This window comes from Bacillus sp. (in: firmicutes), from assembly GCF_031983925.1.
GTDB lineage: Bacteria > Bacillota > Bacilli > Bacillales > Bacillaceae_G > Bacillus_A > Bacillus_A pacificus.
Genome location: NZ_DALYZR010000001.1, coordinates 827,044 through 839,793 on the forward strand (window position 1 = coordinate 827,044; position 12,750 = coordinate 839,793).

Consider the following 12,750-nt stretch of genomic DNA (forward strand, 5'->3'; position numbering starts at 1 on the left):
GTATGAAAGTAAGGACTACATTACAGCGGTACATGTCAAGTTTGTCTGAGGCTAGTTATTTTAATGGTACGGTACTGATTGCAAAAAATGATGAAATATTGTTAAGTGAAGCATTTGGAACAGCGAATTTCACATTTAACATTCCTCATACTATTGATACAAAATTTCGAATTGGTTCATTAACGAAAGGGTTTACCAGTACAGCAATTTTACAATTAGAAGAACGTGGATTGCTCTCGGTAGAAGACTCAATTTCAAAATATATAGAGGGATTCTCTTATGGAGAAGATGTTACAATTCACCACCTATTAACTCACACATCGGGTATTTCAAATTTTACAAGTTGGCCTAATTATTGGTCGGATATAATGAGAAAATCTGTATCTAAAGAAGACATTGTGCATGTATTAAAGACGTACCCGTTAGAGTTTAAACCAGGTGAGAGATATAGTTATACAAATTCTGGTTATATTTTATTAACAATTATAATCGAAAAGATTACTGGTTTATCATATAAAGAATATATACATAAATATATATGTCAACCACTTCAAATGCATAATACCGGATGTGAGGATGAGGGTAGAGAAATAGTAGAATCTTTATCAACAGGATATACGATATTTGGAGATATAAAACAACCTGAACATATTGATATGTCATTTCCATTAGGGGCATATGGAATGTATTCGACAGTTAAAGATTTGTTTAAATGGCATAAAGCATTGCGTAGTAGAGAGGTGATTTCAGAAAGTTCACTTCAAAAAATGTTTACTGCATATTCGGATCATTATGGATATGGTTGGGCTATTGAACAAGAAGAATATATTTCTACTAGTCATTTTGGTGATATAAATGGTTTTGTGAATTATTTGATTCGATATGAAAAAGATAATGTTTGTATTATTGTACTAAGTAATATAAATATTACACCGGTCATAGAGATTGCAAATAACATAGCTAAGATTATAAATGGGGAAGAGATTCAGATGCCGAGACCTATAAAGGTGTATGAGGTGAATTTTTTCGATAAATTAAAATGTGTGGGGAAATATATAACAGAAAACAATGAAGTAATTCAAGTTATAGAAAAACAAAATAAACTCTATGTTATAGTGCCGAAACGTTATGGTGTATTGTATAAACTTGAGCTGTATCTTTGTTCTTTTCAAGAGGAAGTTGCAATGTTTCGAACGAAATACGTTGATGAAAAAATAAAAATAAATACAAAAACAGGATCATTATCTTTTGAAGATGTTACGAAAAAATGCATAAAAGCTAATAAAATATATAGTGAAGCTGAATAAAGGTTTTTCTTCTTTCAATAATTAGGTACAATAAAGTGAAACTTTAATCAGTGGAGGGGCTATTCCCCACTGATTATTAGCGCATACCAATTGTGTTTTTACGGGATAAAGCTACGATGGAGGGAGAAGATATGCTATGCCTGGTACAAGAAGTGGGATTGGAAAGATTCAAGCTTCGTTAAACGGTTTATCACCGAAATTGCGAAGTATTGCTGAACATATTTTAAAACATCCACAAGATGTTGTACATAAATCTATTACTGAATTAGCAGAAGTTACGAATAGTTCCGAGGCTACGATATTTCGCTTATGTAAACACCTTGGTTTGCAAGGGTTCCAAGATTTAAAGATTACATTAGCTCGTGAAATTGTCCATACACCGATGCAAAATATTCATGAAGAAGTATCAGCAGAAGACAGTATGGTAACTGTTGCTAAAAAAGTTTTTCATTCACATATTACAGGACTACAAGATACATTGCATTTGTTAAATGATACGGCATTAGAGCAAGCTGTAAAAGCTTTGCAAGAAGCAAATCGAATCGAGTTTTACGGAAATGGTGGTTCTGGTATTATTGCGATGGATGCATATCATAAATTTATGAGAACGGGTATTTCATGTATTGCTCATACTGATTCGCATTTTCAAATTATGGGAGCAGGTTTACTCTCGAAAAATTCAGTTGTTATCGGCATTTCTCATTCTGGTAGCAATAAAGGGTTACTGGAAGCGTTAGAAGTAGCGAAAGCAAGAGGAGCTAAAATTATTGCGATTACGAGCTATCAGAAATCGGCATTAAGTCAACTGGCTGATATTACATTATACACTTCAACACGTGAAACGGAATTCCGCACAGAAGCAAGTTCATCAAGATTAGCGCAGTTAAGTTTATTAGATACTTTGTACGTTGGGTTATCGTTACAACGCCAAGAAGAAACGTTGCAAAATTTACAAAGTATCCGTGAAACAATTTCGATGAAACGAATATAAAAAAGAGGCTGTCCCAAAAGGTGCTTTTTAGCCAAAATCGAATAAAAAGTGAAAGGCAGAAATGTTGATTTTATAACGTTTCTGCCTTTTCAATTTCATGTGATCTTACTTCGAAAGAGACTTATGAGACAGCCCCTTTTTTATTAGTGAATAGTTTATTTATTTTCTTGTAGAAATATGTGACTTACTTATAGCCAGTGATGACTCTCATTTAAAAAAATAAAAAACGATTTATACAACAATTCAAACATTGTTCATAATTTCACAATTTGTTTTTGAAGTTTCATGTTATGATGAACATGTAATGATGATTGAACACTTAAACTTGGCACAATGATTAGCCAAACTAGTGAAGACAGAAGTTATGAGATGAACTCATGAAAAATTCTAAAACACTAAAGGGGAGATCACATATGAAAGCAGTAGTAGTTAATAAAAATAGTAAAGCAAACATTGAAATTATTGAAAAGGAATTACGTCCGTTACACTCAGGTGAAGCGCTAGTAGATGTAGAGTATTGTGGAGTTTGTCATACTGATTTACACGTTGCAAATCATGATTTTGGAAACACAGATGGCCGTATTCTTGGTCATGAGGGTATAGGTATTGTGACGAAAATTGCTGATGATGTTACTTCACTAAAGGTGGGGGACCGTGTAAGTATTGCATGGATGTTCCAATCTTGTGGGCGTTGTGAATATTGCATAACGGGTAGAGAAACATTTTGCCGTGAAGTGAAGAATGCTGGTTATTCAGTAGATGGTGGTATGGCTGAACAATGTATTGTTACAGCAGATTATGCGGTGAAAGTACCAGAAGGATTAGATCCTGCTCAAGCATCATCCATTACATGTGCGGGTGTAACTACATATAAAGCTATAAAAGTATCGGATATTAAACCTGGCCAACCTATCGTCATCTATGGTTGTGGTGGATTAGGTAACCTAGCTATTCAATATGCTAAAAACGTATTTGGTGCAAAGGTAATTGCAGTAGATATTAATGACGATAAATTAGCCTTAGCAAAAGAGGTTGGCGCTGATATGACTATCAATCCAATTTCTCAAGGTCCTGCTGATAAGATTGTTCAAGAAGAGTTTGGTGGTGCTTATGCAGCTGTAGTAACAGCCGTTTCTAAAGTAGCATTCAACTCAGCAGTAGATGCGGTACGTGCTTGTGGTAAAGTCGTTGCAGTAGGTTTACCAGTGGAAACGATGGATTTAAACATTCCACGACTTGTACTAGATGGAATTGAAGTAGTTGGTTCTTTAGTCGGTACTCGTAAAGACTTAGAAGAGGCATTCATGTTCGGTGCAGAAGGAAAAGTAGTGCCGGTCGTTCAAACTTGTTCTCTAGATAAAGTACAACATGTATTCGAAGAAATGGAACAAGGTAGAATTCAAGGACGTATGGTAATCGATTTTAAACACAATAATTGTGATTGCAATTCACTTTAAATATAAAAAGTATGAGTCTAGCTAAAGACATGTAAAAAGTTAGGCGACAGAAAGAAGATGATCCCTGTTAAATGCAGGGATCATCTTCTTTGCATTCCACTACTATCAATATCGAGTAATGGGAAAGGATTAAAGGTTCACTTTATCTACAAACGAAAAAGAATCTTTACTTTTAACAAATTTTTTACGATCTGGAACGCTTTGAATTGCTACAACTTGCGTATCTCTTGCTTTCAGTGCATCTTGAATCCCGATTGTCATAAGCTTAATAAATAGAATCGTAATAAAGAATGAAGCAAGGGTGTAAAAAATAATCCACCATGAAAGATTCATTTCATTACGATTTAATCCAATAAGTCCTGCCCAATCATTAGATAGAGAAACAGGTTTCAGCACTCCGTCATAGAGTTCCCGCATTTGTATCCCGCCAATTACAATGTTAAGCAACGCTAAATGGATAACGAGTATGAGTGTTTGGACGATATGTTCCATAAATAATACAAATAAGCGGTCAAGTAATAAGACTCGTAAGTGTTTTTTCATAATATGAAAACGGCTAGCACCCAATAATTGTGAACTTAAAATGTAATCTCGTTTCATAAATTCATCAACCTCTGAGGATATATATAAAGAAAGTGTAGGCAGAGCGACGAAAATAAGTACGAGTACTTGATAAAACGTAAATGAAATATTTGGATTTAACCCATCAGCATTTGATGTGATTACAATATTAACGGGTGTGATGAGTATGAATGCGATAAATAAAGTTGGAATATAATAAAAAACTTCTGAGCATGCCTGGAAAAATCTCTTGAGTTTTGGAGCAAATAAACTTAAGAGAATTCCTATACATGTTCCGCATAAAATTCGAAAGAAGCTAATTGCCACGGCTAATAAAATAGTGAATTTTGCTCCTTCTATAATTTGTAAGAAAACAGACTCACCAAAACGATCAGATCCAAAAGGCGGAATTAACGATGGTGGAAAGGGGGCCTTTCCAAGTAATTCGTTATTGTCATTGTAAAGTAACTGTGGAGGTTTTGGGATGTTATCTTTAAAGAACCAACTATAAATAAAACTAGCTGAAATAAGTATGAATAAATAAGTGAAGCCGATTAAAAAGCGTTTTGATTTCCAAATAGATTTCATAATGCTACTCCTTTCAAGTGCTTGTACCATCTATTCATCATGAATGAGGTTATTTGAAAAATAGTATAAAACGGTAAAATAATCATGACCAGTATGATAAATGCAGCGGGAGGTGAAATAAACGCCTTATTAAATAAAAATTGAATAATGCCATCCATATTAAAAACAAATTCTAAAATGAATAAATTAGAAAGTAAGAAAACAAAAATCGTTTTTAAATGGTGGAAGAAGTGGATAGATATATTTTTGAATAAATGAATGCATAGTATATAACTTGATGAAAGGCCTTTTCCATAGGCAACTTCTACATAATCTTTTCCATGTTCTTCTTTTATGTATAACACCATCATCCGAAACATTTGTAATGTAGGTAAGACCGCTAAAGATAAAATAGGGAGTAAATAAGCTCGATTTTCATTAAAAGAAATAATGGTGACAGGAGATTCCCCGAATTTCTTAAGTACCCATATGAAAAATATTTGTAAACAAATCATCATCATCATATCAGGGACAGCTTCTAATATGAACACAATTCGATTTATCCATTTTTTTATATAATCTTTTGCTAAAAAATAAAAAAATGCCATGCTAGATGATAGAAGGAGCGCAAGTAAAAAGGCTAAAAATAATACAGTAAATGAATATAGGTAAGGTTCTAAAACGGTTGGGAATAAGGGTGTTTTTTTGAAACTACCAAATTTCGGGTCTGATCCTATAACCACTAATGATTCAGGGGATAAAACATCCTTTAACATAGTAACAATCTGATTAAAAAAAAGAATTGGTTGAAAGGTAAATCCATTTTGAGTGATAAATAAATAAGGTAAATTTAATAATAGTAACAGTGATAAAAAAATGGATGAAAGCTTAATTGTGAATTGAGATATTTTACGTAACATTAAATCCCTCCGACATCTTTTTACAACATTATACAATAAAGTTCGGAATATTGTTTTATTTTTCTGAAAAATAAAAATATTATTAGATTTTATCCTTTTCGGCAAGAAAACTCCATCTAATTTGTGTTATGGGTGAAACCCAACAATTTAGGTGAGATTGTTTCTTCTTTTAGGTTATGTGTGGGGAATTAAAAAAACTCCTAGGGATCAATGAATACCTAGGAGGGCACCTGCGTCATATAACAAATTTACAATTATGTTGTGTTTTTGTTTGAAATGCATATTGTTTCATATACATTGTAATCAATATATTTAAGTTTATAAGAGTTATACTTTTATCTAAACTCGTAACCAAAATAACCACTAAATCCAAATAGTACTATTGCGGCTGATTTAGATATCCATTTAATTAAGATTGGATTTAGAAAAATTCTAGTAAAATGAACAAAGCCTAAAAGATACCAACAGCTATTATGATAAATGTAGATGTACTTGCATTATCTAATGAAGAGACTAGAACCAGACCGAAGACCCCTATCCAAAATACAATATTAGCCGGTGATAGAGCAATCATAAAAATTCTTCTATTTTATTCAATTACTATTCTTTTCAATTGTTTCAACAAAAAACAAGATTGTGGTGATTCTTTACATTACTTCTAGCGAGTTACAAAAGTATCTCTTTGTTGAAGTTCATTGCTTAAAACCCCATAAGATCCTTTACATGTTTAGCGTTCTGTTTAGATGTTAGTTTTTCAAGTAATAAAAATGCAACATCAAAAGCTGTACCTGGATTTGAAGATGTAATAATATTTCCATCTTGAACAATTAAATCATTTTGTACTTTTGCACCGAAATTCTTTAACTGCTCTTTTCGTTCACTCGTTGGATGACTGTATGTGGTAGCTTTTTTACCTATAAGAATTCCGCTTTTACCAAGTGCTAATGATGCAACACAAATACTTGCAATAGGTTTCTGTTTGACATGAAAATGTTGAATAACATGTAAGAATTCTTTACTGTATGCATCCCGATAAAAACCAGCTTCTTCAAACCCTCCTGGAATAGCTAGTGCATCAAACTCATCCAATTGAATATTATCAACCGTTTTTTCGGGTATGATAGTAAAATTCCAAGTACAAGTTAATTTATCCCGAAGACCAACTGTTATGACCTCGGTTGACCCGTCTCCCTCCCACTTATTCCAACCTAGTACGTCTGTAAATACACTAGCTTCTACTGCTTCAAATCCGTCAGCTAATAATAATAAAATCTTTTTCATATAGTAAATCGCCTCCTAATATCCTTATTTTATATGGATATAAAAAGCTGATGAATAAGTTAAATAAGGATATTTAATTGTTTGGCTTTATTATGTAAAGAATTTAGATTATTATATTTTATAAAAAAAGGTTGGGTACTTTATGGATCAAATTGATAAAAAAATCTTAGGGTTATTACAGTCAAATGCAAAAATTTCAATGAAGGATTTAGCTGAAGTAGTTCACTTATCTTCTCCGTCAGTAACTGAGCGAGTAAGAAAGCTAGAGGCGCAACAAATTATTGAAGGTTACCATGCACATATTTCCCTAAAAAAAATTAACCGCCCAATTTCGGCACTTATTCTGTTTAAATCAACGAATTGTAAAGCGTTATCTAACTTTTGTTATAATCATCCGGATGTAATTGAGTGTTACAGAGTAGCGGGGGAAATTAGCTATATTGTCAAATTAGCAACTGATTCTGTAGAAAGTTTAGAACAATTTATTGATGATTCAATGCAATATGGTACGCCATCAACAAATATTGTATTATCTTCTCATGAAAAAAAGATAATCGCTCCCTTTATTAGTGAAAAATAAAAATACATGCCTAATCAATTAACTATTACTTCCTTAATGTTTTTTTGAAAATAGCCCTTATTTTTCGGATTTGTATAAAAAATAAGGGTCTCTAATCATTTTTCTTATATTGTTTTTCAACACCTTTTTCATGCAAATGAGTAAAAAGTAAAGTTTGGAAGGACTATGTATGAATGTGTTGTTAATGAAAGAAAAATAGCGTGTTGTGTAACGAATATAACGTAACTTTACCGCCGGGGGAATTTAATTTTAGTATGTAAGTGAAATGTCATGAGGGGAATTATATTTTATTATGAAAAAAATTTTCTTTTTAAAACTTGATTAAAGAAAAAATATTTTATATACTAATTCATGTAAACGGTTTACTAGATTATATTTTGCTAGAAACGAAGGGAAGATTCGCATGGAAACAAGGGGGAGAGTAATCGGGATTGATATCGGTACCACAAGTACAAAAACGGTTGTGTTCACAGAAAAAGGAAAAGTCGTTGCATCACATGCAGTAGATTATCCAATTATTCAACCGAACGTCGGATGGGCTGAGCAAGATCCCGATGTAATATGTGCTGCTGTTTATAAAACTGTAAGCGTTGCCATAGAAAAAGGTGACGTGTTACCAGAAGATATTTCTTCAATTGGTATTAGTACAGCAATGCACGCATTAATTGCAGTAGATGAAAAGGGTGTGCCGTTAACGCGCTCTATCATTTGGGCAGATAATCGTAGTACGAAACAAGCGGAAAAATTATTACAACATATGAATGGACATGAAATTTATAGACGTACAGGCACACCAATTCATCCAATGTCGCCACTATCTAAATTACTATGGATGAAAGAAGAGGAACCAAAATTATATAAAAGTGCTTATAAATTTATTTCTATTAAAGAGTATGTTATTTACCAATTGTTTTCACGCTACGTAGTTGATTATTCCATTGCTTCTGCTACAGGGTTATTCAATTTAAAAACGTTAAATTGGGATGTTGATGTGCTGGAAATGTTAAATATTTCTTCAGAACAATTATCAACCCCAGTACCAACTACATATATTTTATCGGGTATGAAACCGGAATTAGCACAAAAGATGGGTATTCGTGAAGATACTCCAGTTGTTATTGGTGCAAGTGATGGTGTTCTTGCGAATGTAGGCGTTGGGGCCATATCGCCTGGATCAGCTGCAATTACGATTGGAACAAGTGGTGCAGTTCGAACAATTTCATCTAATGTTAATACAGATGAAAAAGGAAGAACGTTTTGTTATGCATTAACAGACGAGCACTGGGTGATTGGCGGACCAACGAATAATGGTGGCATATTACTGAGATGGTTACGTGATGAATTTGGTAGCCCAGAACAAGAAGTTGCAAGAAAACTTGGCATTGATCCGTATGATTTATTAATTAAATATGCGGAAAGTGTACCAGCTGGAGCAGGTGGATTGCTATTTTTACCTTTCTTATCTGGAGAACGTGCACCTTACTGGAATGCAAATGCTCGTGGTACATTCTTCGGAATTAATCTTCAGCATAAACGAGAACATTTTATTCGTGCAGTCATGGAAGGGGTTTGTATGAGCGTATATTCTGTTGCACTCGCAATCAGGGATTGTACAGGGCCACTTACTGAAATACGCGTTTCAGGAGGATTTGCGAAATCTGCATTTTGGAGACAAATGTTATCCGATATGATGGGAAAAGAATTGCTTGTTCCTGAAAGTCATGAAGCATCTGCGCTTGGGGCAGCGGCAGTTGCTTTATATGCTGTAGGAAAAATTGATTCTCTTGAAGAGGTTAAGGATTGGATTGATATTGTTCATCACCATGTACCGAATAAAGAAAATACGGCTATATATTTAGAAATGTTTTATATGTATGAACGACTTTATAATCGCTTGAAAGAAGAATTTGATTGTATAGCTGCTTTCCAACGTAAACAATAGGGGGATTGGGAGAAATGGTAGTTGGAATCGTACTAGCGGCAGTTGTCATACTACTTTTACTTATTACGGTAGTAAAATGGCATCCGTTTGTCGCGTTAATTTTAACAGCAATTGGTGTAGGGCTAGCAATGGGAATGCCATTGATTGGAACTTCACCAAAAGATCCAGGGATTATTGATTCTATTAAACTAGGGCTTGGTAATACGTTAGGGTTTTTAGCGATAGTTTTAGCATTAGGAACGATGCTTGGAAAAATGATGGCCGAATCTGGCGGTGCTGAACGAATTGCTAACACATTAATTGATCGTTTTGGGAAGAAACGTGTTCACTGGGCAATGATGTTTGTTGCATTTTTAGTAGGGATTCCGGTATTTTTCCAAGTTGGATTTGTACTACTAATTCCATTGGTATTTACAATTGCATTAGAAACAGGGGTATCACTTATTACAATCGGTATTCCACTAGTAGCAGGATTATCCGTTGTACACGGACTAGTGCCACCGCATCCAGCAGCGATGGCAGCGGTAGGTATTTTTAAAGCAGATGTAGGGAAGACAATTTTATATGCGTTAATTGTCGGACTTCCAACTGCAATTATTTCAGGTCCACTTTATGGAAAATGGATTGGTGCTCGTATACATAAGGAAGTACCATTAGAGATAGCAGAGCAATTTGTTGAAAAAGATAATAAAAAAGAGCTTCCTAGCTTTGGGAATACATTGTTTACAATTTTACTTCCAGTATTTCTTATGCTTGGTGCATCAATAGCGGAAGTTGCATTAAATAAAACGAGTCAACTAGCACAAGTATTACACTTTATTGGAGATCCGATTGTCGCTTTATTAATTGCAACCATTTACTCTTTCTTTAGTCTTGGATATGCAAAAGGTTTCTCAAAAGATAAAGTATTACAATTTACAAATGATTGCCTTGGGCCAATTGCAAACATATTGTTAGTGATTGGTGCAGGCGGAGCATTTAATAAAGTATTATTAGATTCTGGAATTGGAACGACAATTGCAGATATGGCGAAAGAATCGCATATTTCACCAATATTATTAGGGTGGGGAATTGCGGCACTAATCCGAATCGCAACTGGATCGGCAACTGTTTCTATGATGACAGCAGCTGGTATTGTTGCACCGATTGCAGCAAGTACACCAGGTGTAAATGTAGAATTATTAGCACTTTCAACAGGTGCAGGGTCATTAATTTTATCACATGTAAATGATTCTGGATTTTGGATGATTAAAGAATATTTCGGGATGACTGTGAAAGAAACATTATTAACATGGACGGCAATGGAGACAATATTATCTGTTGTAGCACTTGGACTCATTTCGTTATTAAATATATTTGTATAGAATGGGAGATTGGTTAATATGAAACTAGGTTTAATTGGATTAGGAAAAATGGGATTCCCATTAGCGGAACACTTATATGAAGACAAACATGAAGTTGTTGTATATGACGTAAATAAAGAGCTTGTTGAAAAGGCTGGGGCTTTAGGGATTACTGCTCGTCATACATTAAAAGAAATGATCGCTGAACTAGAAGCTCCTCGTACAATTTGGGTAATGGTACCTGCGGGGGAAGTTGTTGAGTCAGTATTAAAAGATGTATATCCATTATTAGAGGAAGGCGATATCGTTATTGAAGGCGGGAATTCATTCTATAAAGATACGTTACGTCGTGCTGAAGAAGCGAAAAGCTTTGGTTTACATTACGTAGATATCGGTACATCAGGAGGTGTAGAAGGAGCTAGATACGGTGCTTGCTTAATGGTTGGTGGAGAAAAAGAAATTTACGATCAATTAGAACCTTTATTTAAAGATTTAGCAGTAGAGAATGGGTATTCTTATGCTGGCCGTGTTGGTAGTGGTCATTTCTTAAAAATGGTTCATAACGGTATTGAGTACGGCATGATGCAAGCAATTGCTGAAGGATTTGAAGTGTTAGATAAAAGTGATTTTGATTTCAATTATGAAGATGTTGCAAAAGTATGGGCGAACGGATCAGTTATCCGTGGTTGGTTAATGGACTTAACTGAAAAAGCATTTGCAGAAGATCCGAAACTAGATGGCATTAAAGGTGTAATGAACTCTTCAGGAGAAGGAAAGTGGACTGTTGAAACTGCACTTGAACTGCAAGCTGCAGCACCAGTAATCGCAATGTCATTATTTATGCGTTACCGTTCTCAGGAAGATGATACATTCCACGGAAAAGTAGTTTCAGCCCTTCGTAATCAGTTCGGTGGACATGAGGTTGTGAAAAAATAAGAGGATGATTTTTGAAAAGAAACTTGTGCATAAGCGCAAGTTTCTTTTTTTTATAGTGTAAGAAATCTCTAATTTATAAATACCAATCAATCATTGTTTTTTTATCACATATGATGGCTTCAATATGTATTGATTGAACAATGTGTTCTATATTTTCGTCTTTCGCTAATAAAAAAGTTGTAAAGGAATCAAACATACTCATGAATGCATAATCCATGTTTTCATCAGTAATAATGAACTCACTACAGAAAAGGTTCCAAATATTTAAAGGGGTTGTATCATGTATCTGTAATGATTTGTTTGTAGCAAAGATTGGTTCAGAGAAATATAGATTTTTTGCACCTTTCGAACCAAGGAGTTTTAGTAAATTCTGTAATAAAAATATAGATGTATAATCTTCCGTTGGATAATAAAGGTCTTGTTTAAAGTTTGAATGTAGCTTTTTAGCTAAGTCATCTCTTTTATATTCTTCTGAAAAGGCATTACTGGAAGTTAACATGGCTATTGCTAGTTCTGTGTATGAATTTAGTCCACTATAAGACATTATTTCCTTCCAAGAAACGGATTTCCCATTTTGAATGATTTCTTCAGCACTTGGATATATGTGCTCGTAAGGTCTTTTTCTTACTGAGTTTTCCCACCCTAAAGGCATTTGGACAAAAGGATGAAGTAATATAGCAGCAGACTTAAAGTTGCTTGGTAGTTGTACTAAAATGGGTGATTTGTCATCTAGCCAAATGTAATCCAACAAAATAAAACCTCCTCTTAGACTTTGAAATGTACGGATTCCCGCATTATGTTTTTTGTATTGATTGTATCAAGTATAAAGCGCTGCATGAAATATGTCCCAACATAAAAATAAGAA

The 12,750-nt window shown here is 34.0% G+C and carries 10 protein-coding genes and 2 pseudogenes; 7 read left to right on the forward strand and 5 right to left on the reverse strand.

Annotated elements, in window-relative coordinates:
• Window positions 1-2 precede the first annotated feature (2 nt).
• The 3 genes from RTP99_RS04370 to adhP all read left to right on the forward strand — a co-directional run bounded on the left by RTP99_RS04370 (window position 3) and on the right by adhP (window position 3,755).
• Entirely contained in the window at window positions 3-1,307 is a 1,305-nt protein-coding gene (locus RTP99_RS04370) for a serine hydrolase domain-containing protein (RefSeq protein ID WP_000868429.1), read from the forward strand.
• A gap of 136 nt (window positions 1,308-1,443) precedes the next feature.
• Window positions 1,444-2,298 (forward strand): MurR/RpiR family transcriptional regulator, encoded by an 855-nt coding sequence (locus RTP99_RS04375; protein ID WP_001119639.1) that lies wholly within the window; start codon window positions 1,444-1,446, stop codon window positions 2,296-2,298.
• A gap of 413 nt (window positions 2,299-2,711) precedes the next feature.
• Window positions 2,712-3,755 (forward strand): alcohol dehydrogenase AdhP, encoded by a 1,044-nt coding sequence (gene adhP / locus RTP99_RS04380; RefSeq protein WP_000649101.1) that lies wholly within the window; start codon window positions 2,712-2,714, stop codon window positions 3,753-3,755.
• Between the two features lie 129 nt (window positions 3,756-3,884).
• Here adhP and RTP99_RS04385 read toward each other — a convergent pair whose 3' ends face one another.
• The 4 genes and pseudogenes from RTP99_RS04385 to RTP99_RS04400 all read right to left on the reverse strand — a co-directional run bounded on the left by RTP99_RS04385 (window position 3,885) and on the right by RTP99_RS04400 (window position 7,084).
• A complete protein-coding gene (locus tag RTP99_RS04385; RefSeq protein WP_000836562.1) occupies window positions 3,885-4,904 on the reverse strand; it encodes an ABC transporter permease in 1,020 nt (339 codons plus the stop codon).
• Window positions 4,901-5,803 (reverse strand): ABC transporter permease subunit, encoded by a 903-nt coding sequence (locus RTP99_RS04390; protein ID WP_000944696.1) that lies wholly within the window; start codon window positions 5,801-5,803, stop codon window positions 4,901-4,903. The genes RTP99_RS04385 and RTP99_RS04390 overlap by 4 nt, the downstream gene beginning before the upstream one ends.
• A 335-nt stretch (window positions 5,804-6,138) precedes the next feature.
• Window positions 6,139-6,380, reverse strand: a pseudogene (locus RTP99_RS04395) (LysE family translocator); the annotation flags it as partial.
• A 122-nt stretch (window positions 6,381-6,502) separates the two neighbouring features.
• Window positions 6,503-7,084 (reverse strand): DJ-1/PfpI family protein, encoded by a 582-nt coding sequence (locus RTP99_RS04400; protein WP_000722331.1) that lies wholly within the window; start codon window positions 7,082-7,084, stop codon window positions 6,503-6,505.
• Window positions 7,085-7,226: 142 nt separating this feature from the next.
• Here RTP99_RS04400 and RTP99_RS04405 point away from each other — a divergent pair, with 142 nt between their 5' ends.
• The 4 genes from RTP99_RS04405 to gnd all read left to right on the forward strand — a co-directional run bounded on the left by RTP99_RS04405 (window position 7,227) and on the right by gnd (window position 11,885).
• Window positions 7,227-7,664: an Lrp/AsnC family transcriptional regulator gene (locus RTP99_RS04405; RefSeq protein WP_000372082.1), complete on the forward strand. Its 438-nt coding sequence runs from the start codon at window positions 7,227-7,229 to the stop codon at window positions 7,662-7,664.
• A gap of 403 nt (window positions 7,665-8,067) precedes the next feature.
• On the forward strand, window positions 8,068-9,606 hold the full coding sequence (gene gntK / locus RTP99_RS04410; RefSeq protein WP_000450016.1) for a gluconokinase: 1,539 nt from the start codon (window positions 8,068-8,070) through the stop codon (window positions 9,604-9,606).
• 14 nt (window positions 9,607-9,620) lie between these two features.
• Window positions 9,621-10,970 carry a GntP family permease gene (locus RTP99_RS04415; protein ID WP_046646910.1) on the forward strand — a complete coding sequence of 450 codons (1,350 nt, stop codon included), beginning with the start codon at window positions 9,621-9,623 and terminating at the stop codon, window positions 10,968-10,970.
• A gap of 18 nt (window positions 10,971-10,988) precedes the next feature.
• Window positions 10,989-11,885, forward strand: a complete 897-nt coding sequence (gene gnd, locus RTP99_RS04420) for a phosphogluconate dehydrogenase (NAD(+)-dependent, decarboxylating) (RefSeq protein ID WP_000765993.1) — start codon at window positions 10,989-10,991, stop codon at window positions 11,883-11,885.
• Window positions 11,886-11,958: 73 nt separating this feature from the next.
• Here the strand turns inward: gnd and RTP99_RS04425 are convergent.
• A pseudogene (locus tag RTP99_RS04425) lies at window positions 11,959-12,722 on the reverse strand (DUF2711 family protein).
• Between the last annotated feature and the right edge of the window lie 28 nt (window positions 12,723-12,750).